Raw genomic sequence first — 18,469 nt, 5'->3', positions numbered from 1 at the left:
CCTCTTATTGTTCTGTCAGGGGACGCACGCGCACGCCCTGTTCGAGCTGCGCCAGTTGCGCCGCATCGTTGATGCCAAAACCGATCTGGGTCACCGCCATCGCCGCAATTGCGGTGGCCGTGCGCAGGGTTTGCTCGGGCGTATCGGCGCTGAGCAAACCGTGGAGCATGCCGGCCAGCAACGAATCACCGGCACCGACCGTGCTGGCGACGCTGACCTTGGGCGGCGTGGCATGCAGTGCCGAACCGACGCTGAACCAGTTCACGCCGTCAGCACCGTGGGAGATCACCACGTGCTCGATACCTTGCGCATGCAAGCGCGCCGCTGCCTGAGCCTCGGCCGCGTGAGAAACCACGTCGCAACCGAGCGCGTCGGCGAGTTCTTCAGTGTTCGGCTTGATCAGCCATGGACTGGCTTTCAAAGCTTCGCGCAATGCTGCGCCGCTGCTGTCGAGAGCGACTTTCAGGCCAAGTTGATTGAGCCGTTCGATCAATTCACGCAACCACTGCGCCGTGACGCCACGCGGCAAACTGCCGGCGACCACCACCGCATCGTGACCTGGTGCAATCTGCACCAGACGCTCCAGCAACGCCTGCTGCGCGGCGGCATCGACCACCGGTCCCGGGCCGTTGATGTCGGTGATGCGCCCATCCTGTTCAGCTACTTTGATGTTGCTGCGCGTCTCACCGGGCACGCGGATAAACGCGTCGACAAAACCGCGCTTGGCGAACAGGGTTTCGAACGCTTGCAGGTTGTCTTCACCGAGAAAGCCGCTGACCGTCAGTTGATGGCCAAGGTCGGCCAGCACTTGCGCGACGTTCACGCCTTTGCCGGCAGCGTGGGTGTGCATCTCGTCGCTGCGATTGACCTGACCCGCCTCCAGGCGTGGCAGTTCGACGGTGAGGTCGAGCGCCGGATTGAGGGTCAGGGTAAGAATCTTGGCCATTACAGGGCCTCCACTAATGCGCGCACTTCGTTCGCGCTGCCCACGGCCAGGGCGTGTTGAGCAAGGGTTTGCGCCTGGGTCAGGCTGAGTTCGCGGATGCGTGCCTTGACTTCGGCAATGCTGCGCCCGGAGACGCTGAGTTCATCGACACCGAGACCGACCAGCACCGGCACCGCCAGCGGATCTGCCGCCAGCTCACCGCAGACGCCGACCCATTTGCCGTGGGCATGGGCCGCGCGCACGGTGATGTCGATCAGTTGCAACACCGCCGGATGCAGGCCATCAGCCTGCGCCGACAACGTCGGGTGACCACGGTCGATGGCCAGTGTGTACTGGGTCAGGTCGTTGGTGCCGACGCTGAAGAAGTCGACTTCCTTGGCCAATACCGGCGCGAGCAGAGCGGCGGACGGCACTTCAATCATGATCCCCAGTTGCAGATCAGCAACCGGGATTTCCAGGCGCAGACGTTCAGTCATGTCGCGGGCCTGACGCCACTCTTCGACGCTGCCAACCATCGGGAACATGATCCGCAGCGGACGGTTGTCCGCCGAACGCAGCAAGGCGCGCAATTGCGCTTCCATGATCTGCGGACGCTGCAGGGTCAGGCGAATACCGCGCACACCGAGGAACGGGTTTTCTTCCTTGGCGATCGGCCAATACGGCAGCGGTTTGTCGCCGCCGACGTCCAGCGTGCGCACCACCAGCGGTCGACCGGCGAGACCATCAAGAACGCGGCGGTATTCGGCTTCTTGCGTGGCCTCGTCCGGCGCTTGCGGGTGGGCCATGAAAATCAGTTCGGTACGCAGCAGGCCAATGCCTTCGGCGCCCTGCTGCACCGCACTGATCACGCCCGCGCTTTCGCCGATGTTGGCGAACACTTCGACGGCATGGCCATCGGTGGTGTGTGCCGGTTGATGGCGTTGTTCGGCGGCAATCTTCAAGCGTTGCTCACGGGTGTCGCGTTCTTCGGTGGCGCGTTGCAGGGTCGCCGCATCGGCGTCGACGTGCAGGCGACCGCGTTGGCCGTCGAGCAGCAACGGTGTGCCCGGCGCCAGCAACAACACCGCTGCGCCAGCGCCGACCAGCGCTGGAATCCCGAGAGCACGCGCAACGATTGCACTGTGCGCCGTGGCGCCGCCGCGCGCGGTGAGAATCCCCGCCACGCGCGCCGGATCCAGCCGTGCGACATCGGACGGACCGACCTCGTCCATCACCAGAATGTACGGTTGCTCAGGCTCGCTCGGAGTTTGCACGCCACACAGTTGCGCCAGCACGCGACGACCGACGTCACGCAGGTCCGCCGCCCGTTCGGCGAGCAACGCGTCCTGTAGCGATTCCTGTTGTTTGGCCGCCGCTTCGATCACCGCCATCCACGCTGCTTCGGCGCTTTCGCCTTGCTTGAGGCGGGTGTCGACTTCATCGGTGAGTTCCGGATCGTCGAGCATTTCCTGATGGGTGATAAAGATCTCGCGGATGGCTTTGGCTTTGCTGCGTTCGATCAGGCCCTGAATGTCACTGCGCACGTCGCTGAGCGCTTGCTTGAGGCGTTCGCGCTCAACGGCGGCAGACTCGCCGCGCAGCGGGTAATCGATGGTTTGCTGAACCTGAATATGCGCAGGTCCGATGGCAATGCCAGGGGCTGCCGGGATCGCCTGCAACTGAGCGCCGGACGCCGGGGCGATCAGCACTTCGGCGATGTCGGCAATGACCTCGCGCTGCTGGCTTACGGCTGGCAGCGGCTCGACTTCTTCGCCAAGGCCTTCTTCGATCGCGGCCAAGAGTGCCGGCAAGGCGTCAGCGGCGACGCTTGGTTCAGCGATCAACTCCAGCACCTGACCGCGACGGGCACCGAGGCTGAGCAGCTTGCTCAGGCTCTTCACCGACACGGCGCTGTCCTGGCTGTCGACGATGCGCACACGAATTTCGCCATCAAAACTCTTCGCCAGTTGCGCAAGGATCTTTGCCGGGCGCGCATGCAAACCATGGGCGTTGGCCAGGGCAATACGCGCGCTCGGCCAGTCGGCGGGCAATTCACCGCCGAGCACTTCGAGGACTTTGCGGCTGCTGGTGGCGCGACCGAGCTCATGGCCGCGACCTTCGATCAACAACGCGCAAAGACGTTCAAGCAACGCCTGATGCGCTTCGCCAAGGCTGGCCAGACAGAACAGACCGCTGAGCGGTTGACCGAGGTAGCGCATCGGTTTGTCCGGCGTCACGAACGCCAGCCCCGGACGCTTCACGGTTTGCTCGCTGTGCAGCCACCACAAGCCATCGCCCAGGGGCAGCGCTTCGACCTGCTGCAACACACCGGCAAAACCGTTGCTCACACAATCGGCCTGCCGTAACAGACGTGCACCACGCCAGACCAGTTCTTCGAAATCGTCAGCCGACACGCCGAGGCCGATCATCTGCGCATCCAGCGCCAGTTCCTGTGGCGCGCCTTGCAGCAATTTCAGCAGCGCTTCGGGGGAACTGGCACGACGCAGAGCCTGGCCCAGATCGGTCTCGCCGAGGGCGCGGGTCAGCAGTTGCAGCAGGCGCAGGTGTTCGTCGGATTTGGCGGCGATGCCGATGGCCAGATAAACGATCTGGCCATCGCCCCAATCCACGCCTTCCGGGAACTGCATCAGGCGCACGCCAGTGGCGAATACCTGATCACGGGTTTGCGGCGTTCCGTGGGGAATGGCAATACCTTGACCGAGAAAGGTCGAGCCCTGGGCTTCCCGTGCCTGCAATCCAGCGAGGTAACCGTCGGCAACCAGACCATCGGCCACCAGGTGATTGGCGAGCAGTTGCAGGGCAGCGGGTTTATCCACAGCCGATTGGCCCATGGATATCTGCTCTATAGTGAGCTCGAGCATGCGATCTCCTTTTTGGCGCTGTATGAGTGCCAGGTATTGTTTTGGATGGTTTGCAGCTTAGGCGCTTTACCGCTTTGCTTTTCAGCGGCAGTTTTGGCGGTTTCACGGCAGAACCGGCCAAAGACGTCTAAAACGTAGAAAATACGCTTGCTGAAACGTTTAATCTAGATTGATCGGCACGTTACTCGATAATGTCCCATCCTTGAAGTCCAACTTGTCGGATGCGCTGCGACAATAGTCGCCTGCCCTAATCGGGTAGGATTGGCGAAAATGTCGCGGCAAGCTCGAAAAAACAAGGAAATCCCGGGTTGAAACTCAGTGATATCGCGCGGTTGGCCGGAGTGTCCGTGACCACCGCCAGCTACGTCATCAACGGCAAGGCCGAACAGCAACGCATCAGCACCGCCACCGTCGAGCGGGTGCGCGCAGTGGTCGATCTGCACGGCTTTACGCCAAACCCTCAAGCAGCCGGGCTACGCAGTCGGCACACGCGCACGCTGGGCTTTATTCTGCCGGATCTGGAAAACCCCAGTTACGCGCGGATCGCCAAGCTGCTCGAGCAAGGTGCGCGGGCGCGCGGCTATCAATTGCTGATCGCCAGCTCCGACGATGCGCCAGACAGCGAGCGGCAGTTGCTGCAACTATTCAAGGCGCGCCGCTGCGATGCGCTGATCGTCGCCAGTTGCCTTCCGGCCGGCGATGACAGTTATCGGCAGTTGCAGGCCAAAGGTCTGCCGATCATCGCCATCGACCGCGTCATGGAACCCGAGCATTTCTGCTCGGTGATCAGTGACGACCGCGAGGCCAGCCTGCACCTGACCCAGAGCCTGCTCGATCCGCAACCGAAGCAGATCGTACTGCTCGGCGCCCGTCCGGAACTGAGCATCAGCCAGGAACGTGCCGCCGGTTTCAAAGAGGCGCTGGTCGACTTCAAAGGCGAAGTGCTGGTCGAACACGCCGAATCCTTCAGTCGCGAATGCGGCAAGCAATTGATGGAAGAACTCCTGCAACGTCTGGGGCATTTGCCGGATGCGCTGGTGACAACGTCCTACGTGCTGCTGCAAGGCGTGTTCGATGCGCTGCATGACTTCCCGCTGAAATCGCGGCCGCTGCGCCTCGGCACCTTCGGCGATACGCAGTTACTGGATTTCCTGCCGCTGCCGGTCAACGCCATGGCTCAGCAGCACCAGTTGATCGCCGACAAGGCGCTGGAACTGGCCCTGGCGGCGGTCGAGCAGTCGGAGTACAAGCCCGGCGTGCAAGCTATCGCGCGGACCTTCAAGCAGCGTATTCACCGGGACTGAACCGTGGAGCTGATCGACAGCCACACCCACCTCGACTTCCCCGACTTCGACGCCGATCGCTTAGCGTTGCTCGCCGAAAGCCGCGCCCTCGGGGTGCGGCGGATGGTGGTTTTGGGCGTCTATGAGGGCAATTGGCAACGGATGTGGGATCTGGTGCAGAGCGATGTCGATTTGTACGCGGCATTCGGTCTGCACCCGGTGTATCTCGATCAGCATCGTCCTGAGGATTTGTCGGCGCTTGGTGATTGGCTGACTCGATTACGCGGTCATCGGCAGTTGTGTGCGGTGGGCGAGATCGGTCTGGATTACTTTATCGAAACCCTCGACCGCGAGCGGCAACAGGCGCTGTTCGAGGCGCAACTGCAATTGGCCGCTGACTTTCAGTTACCGGCGCTGATCCATGTGCGTCGCAGCCACGCGGCGGTGATTGCGACGCTCAAGCGCTTCAAGCTCAAACGCGCGGGGATCATCCACGCCTTTGCCGGCAGCCGTGAAGAGGCTCGGGAATACATCAAACTCGGTTTCAAACTGGGCCTCGGCGGCGCACCGACCTGGCCACAAGCGTTGCGCATGCATCGGGTGCTGGCGGAACTGCCACTGGATTCGATTGTGCTGGAAACCGATTCACCGGACATGGCACCTGTCATGTTTCCCGGTCAGCGCAACAGTCCGGCGCACTTGCCGGCGATCTGCGAGGCGCTGGCCGGACTGATGAATATCAGCCCGCAACAACTGGCGACGGCCAGTACCGCCAATAGCTGCCAAGTATTCGGCTGGTAATCAGTCGGCGTGCGCCTTGGCGGCCTCCAGAATCAGCGTCAGGTGTTGACGCTGGCGCGCGTAACGGACGACCAAGAAGTACACAAAGATCGTGATCAGTGACGCGTTCAGTTGCTCAGTGACGCTAAGTAGCCCCACCCACTCCATCACCAACGCCACCAGCAGCGCAGTGCACACCGCCAACGAAGCGCTGAAGCGCAGCAGCGCCAGTGAGTCGAGCGACTTGAAGCGTTTGATCTGTTGCGGGCATCGCAGCTCCAGCGCTTTCTGGCAATGCTCGCAGGTAAACGGTTCATTGATCGAGATGGCATTGAGCTGCCAGGGTTTGAGCAGCAGCGTGGTCAGGCAATGAGCACAACGGCCCCGCACCCCCAAGGTTGCGGCAGACATGAGCGACCTCCTCTACGCGAACGATTGGGTATGGATACTGGCTCATTGATGGGGAAATGCCAGAGCCTGGAGGGAAACAGGATTAGGCTTACGGTCGGAAGTGAAGAAGTACTACAAAGGGTTCTGACAAAACCCAAAACCCTGTGGGAGCGAGCCTGCTCGCGAAGGCGGTGTGTCAGGTGACAGATTGCATTCGCGAGCAGGCTCGCTCCCACAGTTTTCGTGCGTGCCTCAGACGCGGAACGCGCTGATCAGTTGTTTAAGCTCAACGACCTGGGCTGACAGCGCCCGGCTGGCATCTTCGGTCTGATGCGCACCTTGCGCCGTGCGCTCGCCGGCGCGGTTGATCTCGACGATGTTCTGATCGATGTCGTGGGCCACCGCAGTTTGCTGTTCAACCGCAGCGGCGATCTGCTGGTTCTGATCGACGATCATACCGACCGCACCAAGGATGTTTTCCAGCGCCTGCTGGACCTTTTCCGACTGCCCGACCGTGCCATTGGCCATCTGATGGCTGACGCCCATGGCCTTCACGGCCGCGCCGACACCGCCGTGCAGTTTGGCGATCATCTGTTCGATTTCTTCAGTTGATTGCTGGGTGCGTTTGGCCAAGGTGCGTACTTCATCGGCGACCACAGCAAAACCGCGCCCCTGCTCGCCAGCACGGGCGGCTTCGATCGCGGCGTTGAGCGCCAGCAGGTTGGTTTGTTCGGCAATACTCTTGATCACTTCCAGTACTCGACTGATCGCCTGGCTGTCGCTGGCTAACTGGTTGATCACCAACACCGACTGGTCGATTTCGCTGGCCAGCGCAGCAATGCTGCCCTGCTGCGACTCGACCAGGCCACGGCCACTGATGGTCTCGTCATTGACGCTATGGGCGCTGCTCACCGCTGCCGCCGCACTGCGTGCCACCTCCAGTGAAGTCGCCGACATCTGGTTCATCGCCGTCGCCACTTGCTCGATCTGCGTGCGTTGCCCGGCGACCGCCTGATTGCTTTGCGCAGAGACGTTTTCAACCTGCCCGGCCTGGCGCTCGACCTCAGCGACAGTCTGACCTACGCGCTCGATCAAGTCGTGAATCTTCCTCACCGTGCCATTGAAGACTTCGCCCAACTCGCCCAGCTCATCGCGGCTATTGGCCTTGAAGTTGACGGTCATGTCGCCGGCCGCGACCTTGTCCATCATCGCCCCGAGGCGTTTCAGCGTGGTGCGGGTCGAGGCGTAGAAACCGCCGTAGAGATAGAAGATCAGTACGAACACCACCGACAGCGCCACCGCCTGCAAGACCATGTGTGTGCGGTTCTGCGCCAGACGCTGCTGCAATTGCGTGTCGAGGAATTTGAGGGTGGCTTCGTTGAGCTGGTAAGTCCTGTCGATCAGCACGGTGACCTGATCGTAGAACGCCTGCCACGGCGCATCGAGGGTGTCGGCCATCACCACCTGCTCTTCGAACAGTTCGCTGGCCTGTTTCAGCGAGGCCTTGCTGCTGTCGGCCACCGTGCTGAGGGTATCCCGCGCGGCTTTGCTGGAGCCGAGGGCGTCCTGCAGTTTCAGCGCGTACTCGGCCTGGAGTTTTTCGATCTGCACCATCAGCTCATCGAAACGGGTGCTCGAAGAACTGTTGAGAAAACCCTGGCCCAATGAATACGAGCCCATGGCCCGGCCTTCACCGAGGGTTTGCGTGACGGTCGGCGTGATCAGGGTGACCAGTTCGCTGAGTTGACGGATATCGCTCTGGTTGTCGCGGCTCAGGCCGGCCTGGCTGGTAATGATCTGGCTGAAAATCTGCGCACTGGCGAGCAATTTGCCGATCAACGCACTTTTGCTTTGCAGCGAGTTTTCCGTTTGCTGGGCCTTGAACGCGGCAATCATTTCATCGCGCTTACCGTCGAAGACCTGAATCTGCTCGGGATCCTCGGTCATCGCCGTCAGCCCTTGCAGGCGCGCCAAAACGGCTTGTTCGAGGGTGGTTATCTGCGCCTCGACGTTGCCGGCCTTGCCGGACTGGCCGAGGGTGACGTTGATTTGTACCAGGTTATTGAGGGTTTCCAGATCCCGACGCAGGGCCAGGCTACTGCCCAGCAGATCAAGGCTTTGCAGCTCGACCCGAGTGCCCTGGAATTCGCGATAGGAATCGCGCACCAGATAAAAATTGGTCACCAGCATCGGCACCAGAAACAGCACGCTGATCAGGCTGAACTTCATGCCGAAGCTCAGACGGTTCATCAGCGAGACGGCGGGATAGAGCAAGCTCTTCACTGGAAGTCTCCCTTGGTTTTTCTTGTTTTTATTGGCAGGCGCGGGGCGACAGCAGATAGCCACTATCGAGCGCCATCTCTGTATAGCTCAAATCGGAGGGAGGTTTTGTAACTTAAGGTTAACGACATCGCAGCCCGCGACACACAGATCTCCTCGTAGGAGCTGCCGCAGGCTGCGATCTTTTGATCTTTCTTGAAATCAGTGAACCAGAACCGTCCACAAGGCAAACCCGGCATACCACAACACCGCCGCGCGCAGCAGCAATTCCCACAAGCAATCGAGGGTGTTGATGCCGTCCGGCCCGACCACGGGAGGTGGAATCTCGCCCGCCGCCAGACCTACCCGGTTGATCAATTGCGCAGCGCTGATGTTCCAGTTCAGCAGTTCATGCAGCATCACCCGACTGACCGCGACAAAATTGCCGACCAGCGCCAGGCTCGCCGCCAACAAGCGCACCGGCAGCCAGTCAAAGGCATGCCGCAGTTGCGCCGCGCGCTCGACCAGCGCCGGGTTCTGGCCGTGCTCCTGCGCCAACGCCAACAGGCGATACGCCAACGCCGCGACCGGGCCAAGTACGAAATACCAGAAGATCACCGCAAAAAAGCTCTGATAGGCCTGCCACAGCAGATGCCCCTGCACGCTTTCAAGCAACTGCTCGCCGCTGTCGGCGCAAATATCCAGATCACGCTTGGCCACATGCGCTGCGGCTTGCAAATCCTCACGTCGCCAGGCATCACGGAACGGCCCGAGACCGCCGAGCAAATCGCCGCGCCCCAGGCTGTAAATCACCACCAGCAAATGCACCGGCAACGCCAGCAAGCCGTAGGCCACAGGCTCCAATACCAATAGCAACAACGCCAGCAGCGCCACCGGGAACAGCACCAGAATCGTCAGCACCAGCCAAGGCTGTCTGGCCAGGCGCGTGCTGGTTTCGAGTTTGTTCAGTTCGCGGATCCATCCGCCATCGCGTTGAACCCGATGACGCAGGGCCGAAAACTTCTCGATCCACAACGCCAGCAGTAACACCAGAAAACTCATTGTCCTTCCTCTTGTGCCAGGGCCGCGCGGTAACGCGCCCAGTCGAATGCCGGGCCAGGATCGGTCTTACGCCCGGGTGCTATGTCGCTGTGCCCACAAATGCGGGCGCCGGTGATGGCCGGAAATGCGCTTTGCAACTGGCGGGTCAACGCCGTCAACGCCTGATACTGCGCGTCGGTGAACGGCAGATCATCGGTGCCTTCGAGCTCGATGCCCACGGAAAAATCGTTACAGGTTTCCCGTCCTTCGAAGACCGAGACGCCGGCATGCCACGCGCGCTCAAGACAGGAGACAAACTGGGTGACCTTGCCGTCACGTTCAATCAGAAAGTGCGCCGAGACGCGCAGGTCAGCAATCCCTGCAAAATAGGGATGTTCGGTGACATCCAGACGATTCTGGAAAAATTCCTGCACCTTGCCCGTGGCGAACTGCGCCGGCGGCAGGCTGATGTTGTGGATGACCAACAGGGAAATTTCGCCCGCCGGGCGCTCATTGAAGTTGGGCGATGGGCAGACCTGCACCCCGTGACACCACCCGCTAGCGGGATCCAACTGCATACCGATTCCTTCAACGCCGACTGTGTTGGCGCCCAGTATGCCGTGATCGGCCCCCGGCGCGCGATCACTTGCCGCGATTGAGTCGTCGCAGATTGCCCAGCACCGACTCCAGCGCCCGATCAAACAACAAGGTGTCGTCCAGCGTACGCACCGCGCCACGCTGGAACTCCAAGGCCAGCGCAACGCGGCTGCGCTCGAGCACCTTCATCCCGGTGCGATCGACAAATACATACTTGCCCGTGGCTTCGATAATGGCTGCCAGCTTGCAGCGCAGGCTATGGTCTTCGTCTTCCTGAAACGCCACCCAACTGCCCAGACGCAGTTGTTCGACCTGGCGCAAGCCTGCGGCGTCGTGGGGCAAGCGTACCGACGGCAATGCCGCGCCGCCCTCATCGGCAGTTTGCAGGACGATCTGTTGCGACACCTCGACCATGGGCAAAGCCTGATCGGCCTGCTCGGAGCGCTCTAGCACCCGCACATGCAGGGCTTCCAGCTCACTGAAAAACTCGCTGGTGGCGAACGGATCGAACGCCGAACTGCTCAGACCATCACGCAGTGCCTTGAGCAAACCCGGCACAAGTGCCAGCAAGCGCAGGCTGGATTCAGCGTCGTCATGGCGCTGCACACTCCAGATCAGCTGCTCCATGGTCTGCACATCGGCCTGCCATTCAGCGGACTGATCGCCATGCTTGAGACAGGTCAGCAGCAGTACTTTGCTCCAGGCGTCCTGGACGAAGGTGACCACGGTCGGCGGCAGAGTCTTGCCCAGCAGCGCTTGATTCAACGCGCGCTCGACCCGACGCCGCGCCAGTTCGGTTTTTGCCCGCCCCTCTTCAGCATCACGCAGGCGCTGTTCAAGCAACTCACTGCGTCGGCGTTCGTCGCTGGTGAAGGCGAGGAAATCGGCCAGTAACTCGGAAAAAATCGCAGGATCATCGACAAAGTCAGTCAGCAGACGCTGCACCACTTGCTCGATCCGCAGGTATAAGCTGTCGCGCGCCTCACCGTCGCAATCGCCCCAGCCCATGGCCGCCTCGGCGATTTCGTTGAGCAGGCGCCGCGCCGGATGGGTACTGCGGCTGAAGAAACTCTTGTCGAGCACCGCCACCTTGAGCATCGGGATCTGCAATCGAGCGATCAAGGCCTTTAGCGAATCCGGCACATTGCGGTCTTCAAGAATGCAGTCAAAGACCATAGCAATCAGGTTGATCACGTCTTCGTCCGCATCGCCCACGATCCGCGATTTGCCGCTTCTGACGCTGACCCGGGTCAGCAGTTGTTCGAGCTGATTGCGCAGATCGAAGTCATCCTGCGCCGCCAGCGCCGGCACGTATTGTTGCAAATGCGAGAGCAGGCGCAGCAGGTCGCGGGAGGAAATCGGTTGCGCCGCGACGCTGGACTCCAAGGTCGGCGCAACACTGCCGCGCACCTGCGCGAGCAACTGCTGCAACGCGGCGAAAACCTCCTGCACGCCTTCGTCGACGGGCGGCGTGTCGTCGCGTTCCTCGCTGTGCACATTGGCGATCGCACGATCAATTGCGCGACGTGCAGGGGCTGCTTTCAACTCGGGCAACACACCGGTGGCGAGCAACAATTGATTGGCTTCGGCGTAAAGCTGTTCGGTGTCGGCCAAGACATAACGCTCGAACAGTTTGAGCAGGATCAGCTTGACCTTGATCTCTACGCCCAGATTACGCCCGGCCTGGAGGAAAAACTCACAGAGCCGCGCCGGGCCGAGCGGGTTGTGCTGATCGTCGAGGGTGTTGCCGAGCAGCGCGTTAAGGCGCGCGGTCAGTTGATCGAGGGCGAAGCCGTCACGCTTGAGCACGCGACCGACCATGGTCTCGACCGCCACGCTGCGCTCCATGTCGTCGCTGCGCGGTGCCAGTTCGTCGTAGATCAGGGCGTGCGGCAGCGTGTTGTGCGTGGGGTCGTATTGCGTCAGGCCGACGAAGGCTTCGAAAAATTGCTCAAGGAAGCCACGCTCGATGTTTTTGCGCTTGAGGCGCAGGTCGCGCATGGCTTCGAAGAAGATGTTCTGCTCGACGTCGTTGCGCGCCCGGTCGGCCATTTCAAACAGCGTGTCGTCAGCGTTATCGAACAGCTCCTGTAAACCGTGGCGCAGTTGCTGGGCAGCCTTGTCGCGAACCTGAAGCAGAATCACAGGCAGGCGGGCGAGCAGCGAGTGATTCGCCTGATCGGTAGCGCTCTTGTGCAAAGGCACCACTTTCCCGTCGTTGTGCATCCAAGCCTCCTGAAACGGTGATTCGTTCGGGTAAGCCAACCCGGATCCCGTGTGGGAGCGAGCCTGCTCGCGATGGCGGTGTGTCAGCCGCAGCAATGTCACTGAAAGAATGCATTCGCGAGCAGGTTCGCTCCCACCAGTTCAATCAGGACGTCAAAGCTATGACGTCAAATGCAAGGCAGATTATCTTTCATAACTTGCCCACGGCGCCATAGTCGTCAGGGTTTCCCCTATGCCCTCTCAATGACCCTGTCCGGGCGCGTTTTGCTCAAAGAAAATCGACCGGATGCAGGCAAGCACGCGCGTTCTCGCCTTGGGTTGGCTCGCGCCATGCCCCTATAATCGAACCACTTTGTTTGTGGAGCCCGTTATGCCGAATCTACGTCTCGCCGATTTGACCGCCGAAATCGAAGCCAACGTGCGCCGTGCGTTGCTCGAAGACATCGGCAGCGGCGACATCACCGCGCAACTGATCCCGGCCGAACGTCTGGCCAAAGCCACCATCATCACGCGCGATGCAGCCGTCATCTGCGGCACGGCGTGGGTCGATGCCGTGTTTCGTCAGCTCGATCCACGGGTCGCGGTGCACTGGCAAGTGGTCGATGGCGAGCGGGTGAAACCCAATCAGCCGCTGTTTCATCTGGAAGGGCCGGCCCGTTCGCTGCTGACCGGGGAACGCAGTGCGCTGAACTTCTTGCAAATGCTGTCGGGTGTGGCGACTCGCGCGCAGTACCTGGCGGATTTCGTCGGCGCTACTCAGGTCAAGTTGCTCGACACCCGCAAAACCCTGCCGGGCCTGCGTCTGGCGCAGAAATACGCGGTGACCTGCGGTGGCTGCCATAACCATCGCATCGGTCTGTACGACGCGTTCCTGATCAAGGAAAACCACATCGCCGCCAGCGGTGGCATTCCACAAGCCATTGCCGCCGCGCACAAGATTGCGCCGGGCAAACCGGTGGAAATCGAAGTGGAAAGTCTGGATGAGCTGAAAGAAGCACTGACCGCCGGCGCCGACATCATCATGCTTGATGAGTTGAGCCTGGATGACATGCGCGAAGCCGTGCGCCTGAATGGCGGCAAGGCGAAGCTGGAAGCCAGCGGTGGCATCAACGAAAGCACGCTGCTGCCGATCGCCGAAACTGGAGTGGATTACATCTCGATCGGTGCGATGACCAAGGATGTCAAAGCGGTGGATCTGTCGATGCGCTTGAGCCTTTGAAGGTTTCACGCAATAAAAAACGCCAGCCCGGTTGAGGCTGGCGTTTTTGTTTCAGACCACCAGATTATTCATCTCGCAGTATTCTTCCCACTCGACACCCAGCACTTCAGCCGCCTCTTTGTGCAGCACGATGCGCTGCGCCTCGAACTCTTCCGGCGTGCTCGTGTACTTGAGCGTCAGTTCCCACGGCTGCAAGCCCTGGGCTTCGGCTTCATCTTCGAAGGCCCACTGGATCTGGTCTTTCTGATCGTCGGGACTGAGATCCTTGATCTCTTCCTTGAGGTCCGGTACGTCCAGAATGTACTTTCCCAGCGCTTGTTCGTGACGTTGCTCTTGAGTTAATTCGGTCATGGCGTTCTCGCTGATCTTAGGAATGGAGGATGGATCTGGATCATCAAGGATCTCTCTGACGCGGATTGACCGGCCTTCGGAACCATTCGGGATCATCTGAAAACTGCTAAGCGATGCTCATGCAGGCACCGAATATAGGACGTTTGCATGACGAATTACACGGGTCTTTACATCTCTCCCACAAAAAGCTGACCTGCGGAACATAAATCCGCATGGCGATAAGTGAGAGAGATGAATAAGGTGGTGCCCGAGACAGGAATCGAACCTGCGACCTTCGCGTTACGAGTGCGCTGCTCTACCGGCTGAGCTACACGGGCGGTGGGCTAAACCTAGCACCGGTCTTGAAGTCCGGCAACTTCGCAGAATGTCGCGATATTTCGCAGACAAAAAAATGCCCCGCCGTTTTCACGGCGGGGCATTTTTATTGCGCTAAAGCTATGGGGTGATTAAACGCCCGAAGCCTTGGCCGCTGCCACGTCTTTGATGGACAGCTTGATACGGCCGCGGTTGTCCACGTCCAGTACCAGCACTTCCACTTCCTGGCCTTCTTTCAGGATGTCGGTCACTTTTTCTACGCGAGCGTCGCTCAGCATCGAGATGTGCACCAGACCGTCCTTGCCCGGCAGGATGTTGACGAATGCGCCGAAGTCGACGATGCGCTCAACCTTGCCGACGTAGATCTTGCCGATCTCGGCTTCAGCGGTGATACCCAGAACGCGCTGACGTGCTGCTTCAGCCGCTTCCTTGGTTTCGCCGAAGATCTTGATCGAACCGTCGTCTTCGATGTCGATCGAAGCCTTGGTTTCTTCACAGATCGCACGGATGGTCGCGCCACCTTTACCGATAACGTCACGGATCTTGTCGGTGTCGATCTTCATCGCGATCATGGTCGGAGCGTTGGCCGACAGTTCGGTACGCGACTGGCCGATGATCTGGTTCATCTGACCGAGAATGTTCAGGCGCGCTTCCAGGGCTTGGCCCAGAGCGATTTCCATGATCTCTTCGGTGATGCCCTTGATCTTGATGTCCATCTGCAGCGCAGTAACGCCTTTGGCGGTACCGGCTACTTTGAAGTCCATGTCGCCCAGGTGGTCTTCGTCACCCAGGATGTCGGTCAGGACGGCAAATTTCTCGCCTTCTTTAACCAGACCCATGGCGATACCGGCAACCGGCGCCTTCATCGGCACACCAGCATCCATCAGGGCCAGGGAAGCGCCGCAAACGGAAGCCATCGAGCTCGAACCGTTGGATTCGGTGATTTCCGAAACTACACGGATGGTGTACGGGAACACGTCAGCGGCTGGCAGCATGGCCGAAACCGAACGACGGGCCAGACGGCCGTGACCGATTTCACGACGACCAGCACCACCCATGCGACCACACTCGCCCACCGAGAACGGAGGGAAGTTGTAGTGCAGCATGAACGGGTCTTTTTTCTCGCCTTCCAGGGTGTCCAGCAGTTGTGCGTCACGGGCAGTACCCAGTGTTGCAACGACCAGAGCCTGGGTTTCACCACGGGTGAACAGCGCCGAACCGTGAGTCTTCGGCAGAACGCCGACTTCGATGTTCAGCGGACGTACGGTTTTGGTGTCGCGACCGTCGATACGTGGCTTGCCGTTTACGATGTTTTCGCGAACGGTGCGGTATTCGATTTCGCCGAAAGCAGCTTTGACTTCGCTGGACGAAGGCTGGCCTTCTTCACCGGACAGCTTGGCAACGACTTGCTCCTTCAGCTCACCCAGGCGAGCGTAACGATCGGCCTTGATGGTGATGGTGTAAGCCTGGGAGATCGCTTCGCCGAACTCGGCACGGATAGCGCCCAGCAGTTCGGTGGCTTCTGGAGCCGGAGCCCAGTTCCAGGTTGGCTTGGCAGCTTCAGCGGCCAGTTCTTTCACAGCGTTGATCACAACCTGGAATTCGTCGTGAGCAAACAGTACAGCGCCCAGCATCTGGTCTTCGGTCAGCTCTTTGGCTTCCGATTCAACCATCAGTACGGCGTCGGAAGTACCGGCAACGACCATGTCCAGGCTCGAAGCAGCTTGCTGCTCGTAAGTCGGGTTCAGCAGGTAGCCGGTGCTTTCGTGGAAAGCTACACGAGCGGCGCCGATCGGGCCGTCGAACGGAATGCCCGAGATGGCCAGGGCAGCCGAGGTACCGATCATCGCAGCGATGTCCGGATCGCTTTTCTTGCTGGTGGAAACGACGGTGCAGACAACCTGCACTTCGTTCATGAAGCCTTCAGGGAACAGTGGACGGATCGGACGGTCGATCAGTCGGGAAGTCAGGGTTTCTTTCTCGGAAGGACGGCCTTCGCGCTTGAAGAAACCGCCAGGGATCTTACCGGCAGCGTAAGTCTTTTCCTGGTAGTGAACGGACAGAGGGAAGAAGCCCTTGCCCGGATCGGCTTGTTTTGCACCGACTACAGTCACCAATACGCTGACGTCGTCGTCAACGGTGACCAATACTGCGCCGGAGGCCTGACGGGCGATACGGCCAGTCTCGAGGGTAACGGTCGATTGACCGAACTGGAATTTTTTGATTACCGGGTTCACGGTGTCCTACCTTCTTTGTGGCTCTTGGGGGAACTGGTTTCTTGCGAATTCTTGGGCAATGTCGGGAATCGGCCCAACCCTTGTCCGGGGTAAAACGTGCATCCAGATAAAACTTGAGGCTGGGAGCCTGCAAGGCGACCGCGGTAAACCGCGGACGTCTTGCAGACCACCAACCTCATAGCGCAATCGCTGATTAGCGACGCAGACCCAGGCGAGCGATCAGAGCGCTGTAACGGCTCACGTCCTTGCCTTTCAGGTAGTCCAGCAGCTTGCGACGCTGGTTTACCATGCGGATCAGACCACGACGGGAGTGGTGATCTTTACCGTTGGCCTTGAAGTGACCTTGCAGTTTGTTGATGTTGTGGGTCAGCAGTGCAACTTGCACTTCTGGCGAACCAGTGTCACCAACAGCTTGCTGGTAGTCAGCAACGATTTGAGCTTTTTCTTGAACGTCGAGAGCCATGAGGCAATCCTTTTATCAGGAAACTGTTTCAGGGAAACAGCTTCAACAGGCCAGGGACAAATCCCTGTATCTATAAATGAGTCGTGACCGTGCCTGTTAACAGCCACACTCGCCGACCTGCTGTTACACAGGCCGGTTCCGGTCATTCTGACCGAATCAAACGACGTGGCGCGATGCGCCCGTCTTCGCTCACTTCACCGATACCGATGAAGCGACCATTGTGATCCTGTACCCGTACCATGCCGAACTTCGGAGCATCCGGGGCACGTACCGGCTGGCCATTGAGCCAGTAGAACGCGCTCGCTTCCGAAAAGTGCAGCAACGGCCAATCCAGCAGGCCGCTGTCCGATGGCATCAGGAAGCGATCAACCGCTTCGTTGCCGCCTTCGGCATGTACTGCTTCCAGCTCTTCGAGGGTAACCGTCTGCGCCAGGGTGAAAGGCCCGGCCTGGGTACGACGCAATTCAGCGACGTACGCACCACAACCAAGTTGCTCACCGATATCCTCCACCAGGGTGCGAATATAGGTGCCCTTGCTGCAATCCACCGCAAGACGCGCAGTATCGCCTTCGAAGGCCAGTAATTCCAAGCGCGCAATAGTAACAGAACGCGGTTCGCGCTCCACTACTTCGCCTGCACGAGCCAGCTTGTACAGCGGTTGGCCATCACGCTTGAGCGCCGAGTACATCGGCGGTATCTGACTGATTTGCCCGCGAAATTTCGGCAATGCCGCTTCGACATCGGCGCGACCAACGGTCACCGGGCGTTCCTGCAAAACCTCACCTTCAGCATCAGCCGTGGTGGTGGTCTTGCCCAGTTGCGCCAGGGTTTCATAACCCTTGTCGGAATCGAGCAGGTATTGCGAGAACTTGGTGGCCTCGCCGAAGCACAACGGCAAGACGCCGGTGGCCAGTGGGTCGAGGCTACCGGTGTGACCGGCCTTCTCGGCATTGAGCAGCCAGCGGACCTTCTGCAACGCAGCGTTGGAGGTGAACCCCAACGGTTTGTCGAGCAAGATGATGCCGCTGACGTTACGACGGATACGTTTGACCTGAGCCACCGAATTACTCCTTGGTGTCTTCAGGTGCAGCGACGTCCAGGTGCTGATTGTCTTCAGCCACGGCGCGCTCGATCAGGGCCGACAGGTGCGCGCCACGCACGACGGATTCGTCGTAGTGGAAGTGCAATTGCGGCACGCTGCGCAGCTTCATTTCACGGGCCAGCTGCATGCGCAGGAAACCTGCGGCGGCGTTGAGCACCTTGATGCTTTGTGCGATATCTTCAGCGTTGTCCTGGCCCATCACGGTAATGAAAATCTTGGCGTGACCGACGTCACGGCTGACTTCCACAGCGGTAATGGTGACCAGACCCACGCGTGGATCTTTGACTTCGCGACGGATCAGTTGGGCCAGCTCACGCTGCATCTGATCGCCGATACGTTGGGTACGGCTGTATTCTTTTGCCATGATTTGTTACCTGTTACTGCCCTGCGGTGAAACCC

Annotated in this window: 15 protein-coding genes and 1 tRNA gene; 3 read left to right on the top strand and 13 right to left on the bottom strand. The window is 60.0% G+C overall.

From position 1 onward, the window contains the following. Positions 1–4: 4 nt before the first annotated feature. Together pfkB and ptsP are read right to left on the bottom strand one after the other, a co-directional pair. The gene (gene pfkB / locus ACOYXH_RS00575; RefSeq protein WP_258709244.1) at positions 5–946 is read right to left on the bottom strand and encodes a 1-phosphofructokinase; all 942 of its coding nucleotides are present in this window, start codon (positions 944–946) and stop codon (positions 5–7) included. Further along, the gene (gene ptsP / locus ACOYXH_RS00570) at positions 946–3,807 is read right to left on the bottom strand and encodes a phosphoenolpyruvate--protein phosphotransferase (protein WP_460067125.1); all 2,862 of its coding nucleotides are present in this window, start codon (positions 3,805–3,807) and stop codon (positions 946–948) included. Before ptsP ends, pfkB begins: the two co-directional genes overlap by 1 nt. A gap of 308 nt (positions 3,808–4,115) precedes the next feature. Between ptsP and cra the strand changes: the two genes are divergently transcribed. Together cra and ACOYXH_RS00560 are read left to right on the top strand one after the other, a co-directional pair. Further along, positions 4,116–5,111 carry a catabolite repressor/activator gene (cra, locus tag ACOYXH_RS00565; protein WP_093435805.1) on the top strand — a complete coding sequence of 332 codons (996 nt, stop codon included), beginning with the start codon at positions 4,116–4,118 and terminating at the stop codon, positions 5,109–5,111. 3 nt (positions 5,112–5,114) lie between these two features. Further along, positions 5,115–5,891, top strand: coding sequence for a TatD family hydrolase (locus ACOYXH_RS00560; RefSeq protein ID WP_095049721.1), 777 nt, complete (start codon positions 5,115–5,117; stop codon positions 5,889–5,891). On the opposite strand, the gene ACOYXH_RS00555 is transcribed toward ACOYXH_RS00560, so the two are convergent. The 5 genes from ACOYXH_RS00555 to ACOYXH_RS00535 all read right to left on the bottom strand — a co-directional run bounded on the left by ACOYXH_RS00555 (position 5,892) and on the right by ACOYXH_RS00535 (position 12,383). Then, the gene (locus tag ACOYXH_RS00555; protein ID WP_095049720.1) at positions 5,892–6,281 is read right to left on the bottom strand and encodes a hypothetical protein; all 390 of its coding nucleotides are present in this window, start codon (positions 6,279–6,281) and stop codon (positions 5,892–5,894) included. Between the two features lie 231 nt (positions 6,282–6,512). Beyond that, entirely contained in the window at positions 6,513–8,543 is a 2,031-nt protein-coding gene (locus ACOYXH_RS00550; RefSeq protein WP_220557754.1) for a methyl-accepting chemotaxis protein, read from the bottom strand. A 198-nt stretch (positions 8,544–8,741) separates the two neighbouring features. Continuing rightward, positions 8,742–9,581: a regulatory signaling modulator protein AmpE gene (ampE, locus tag ACOYXH_RS00545; RefSeq protein ID WP_095049718.1), complete on the bottom strand. Its 840-nt coding sequence runs from the start codon at positions 9,579–9,581 to the stop codon at positions 8,742–8,744. Further along, positions 9,578–10,138 carry a 1,6-anhydro-N-acetylmuramyl-L-alanine amidase AmpD gene (gene ampD / locus ACOYXH_RS00540; RefSeq protein ID WP_007915273.1) on the bottom strand — a complete coding sequence of 187 codons (561 nt, stop codon included), beginning with the start codon at positions 10,136–10,138 and terminating at the stop codon, positions 9,578–9,580. Before ampD ends, ampE begins: the two co-directional genes overlap by 4 nt. Positions 10,139–10,202: 64 nt before the next feature. Further along, the gene (locus ACOYXH_RS00535) at positions 10,203–12,383 is read right to left on the bottom strand and encodes a DUF1631 domain-containing protein (RefSeq protein WP_460410180.1); all 2,181 of its coding nucleotides are present in this window, start codon (positions 12,381–12,383) and stop codon (positions 10,203–10,205) included. Positions 12,384–12,753: 370 nt separating this feature from the next. Here ACOYXH_RS00535 and nadC point away from each other — a divergent pair, with 370 nt between their 5' ends. Further along, positions 12,754–13,602 (top strand): carboxylating nicotinate-nucleotide diphosphorylase, encoded by an 849-nt coding sequence (gene nadC / locus ACOYXH_RS00530; protein ID WP_095049716.1) that lies wholly within the window; start codon positions 12,754–12,756, stop codon positions 13,600–13,602. 51 nt (positions 13,603–13,653) lie between these two features. Here nadC and ACOYXH_RS00525 read toward each other — a convergent pair whose 3' ends face one another. From ACOYXH_RS00525 to rbfA, 6 genes are all read right to left on the bottom strand, one after another. Further along, complete coding sequence (locus tag ACOYXH_RS00525) at positions 13,654–13,953, bottom strand: DUF6388 family protein (RefSeq protein ID WP_095049715.1); 300 nt, start codon at positions 13,951–13,953, stop codon at positions 13,654–13,656. A 241-nt stretch (positions 13,954–14,194) separates the two neighbouring features. Then, a tRNA-Thr gene (locus ACOYXH_RS00520) sits at positions 14,195–14,270 on the bottom strand. A 129-nt stretch (positions 14,271–14,399) separates the two neighbouring features. Beyond that, the gene (pnp, locus tag ACOYXH_RS00515) at positions 14,400–16,505 is read right to left on the bottom strand and encodes a polyribonucleotide nucleotidyltransferase (RefSeq protein ID WP_460067119.1); all 2,106 of its coding nucleotides are present in this window, start codon (positions 16,503–16,505) and stop codon (positions 14,400–14,402) included. A gap of 193 nt (positions 16,506–16,698) precedes the next feature. After that, positions 16,699–16,968 (bottom strand): 30S ribosomal protein S15, encoded by a 270-nt coding sequence (rpsO, locus tag ACOYXH_RS00510; RefSeq protein ID WP_003197723.1) that lies wholly within the window; start codon positions 16,966–16,968, stop codon positions 16,699–16,701. Positions 16,969–17,110: 142 nt separating this feature from the next. Beyond that, on the bottom strand, positions 17,111–18,028 hold the full coding sequence (truB, locus tag ACOYXH_RS00505) for a tRNA pseudouridine(55) synthase TruB (RefSeq protein ID WP_034154423.1): 918 nt from the start codon (positions 18,026–18,028) through the stop codon (positions 17,111–17,113). Positions 18,029–18,032: 4 nt separating this feature from the next. Then, positions 18,033–18,434, bottom strand: coding sequence for a 30S ribosome-binding factor RbfA (rbfA, locus tag ACOYXH_RS00500; protein WP_095049714.1), 402 nt, complete (start codon positions 18,432–18,434; stop codon positions 18,033–18,035). Positions 18,435–18,469: the final 35 nt, after the last annotated feature.

The sequence above is a fragment of the Pseudomonas sp. Mb7 genome (assembly GCF_054790525.1).
Note: the sequence above shows the minus strand (reverse complement) of the source record. Positions and strands in the feature narration are given on the sequence as shown.

Excerpts from the sequence above, each read along its gene's own strand:
- pfkB (WP_258709244.1), bottom strand. The coding sequence starts at position 946 with ATGGCCAAGATTCTTACCCTGACCCTCAATCCGGCGCTCGACCTCACC.
- ptsP (WP_460067125.1), bottom strand. The coding sequence starts at position 3,807 with ATGCTCGAGCTCACTATAGAGCAGATATCCATGGGCCAATCGGCTGTG.
- ACOYXH_RS00555 (WP_095049720.1), bottom strand. The coding sequence starts at position 6,281 with ATGTCTGCCGCAACCTTGGGGGTGCGGGGCCGTTGTGCTCATTGCCTG.
- ampE (WP_095049718.1), bottom strand. The coding sequence starts at position 9,581 with ATGAGTTTTCTGGTGTTACTGCTGGCGTTGTGGATCGAGAAGTTTTCG.
- ampD (WP_007915273.1), bottom strand. The coding sequence starts at position 10,138 with ATGCAGTTGGATCCCGCTAGCGGGTGGTGTCACGGGGTGCAGGTCTGC.
- ACOYXH_RS00535 (WP_460410180.1), bottom strand. The coding sequence starts at position 12,383 with ATGCACAACGACGGGAAAGTGGTGCCTTTGCACAAGAGCGCTACCGAT.
- nadC (WP_095049716.1), top strand. The coding sequence starts at position 12,754 with ATGCCGAATCTACGTCTCGCCGATTTGACCGCCGAAATCGAAGCCAAC.
- ACOYXH_RS00525 (WP_095049715.1), bottom strand. The coding sequence starts at position 13,953 with ATGACCGAATTAACTCAAGAGCAACGTCACGAACAAGCGCTGGGAAAG.
- rpsO (WP_003197723.1), bottom strand. The coding sequence starts at position 16,968 with ATGGCTCTCGACGTTCAAGAAAAAGCTCAAATCGTTGCTGACTACCAG.
- rbfA (WP_095049714.1), bottom strand. The coding sequence starts at position 18,434 with ATGGCAAAAGAATACAGCCGTACCCAACGTATCGGCGATCAGATGCAG.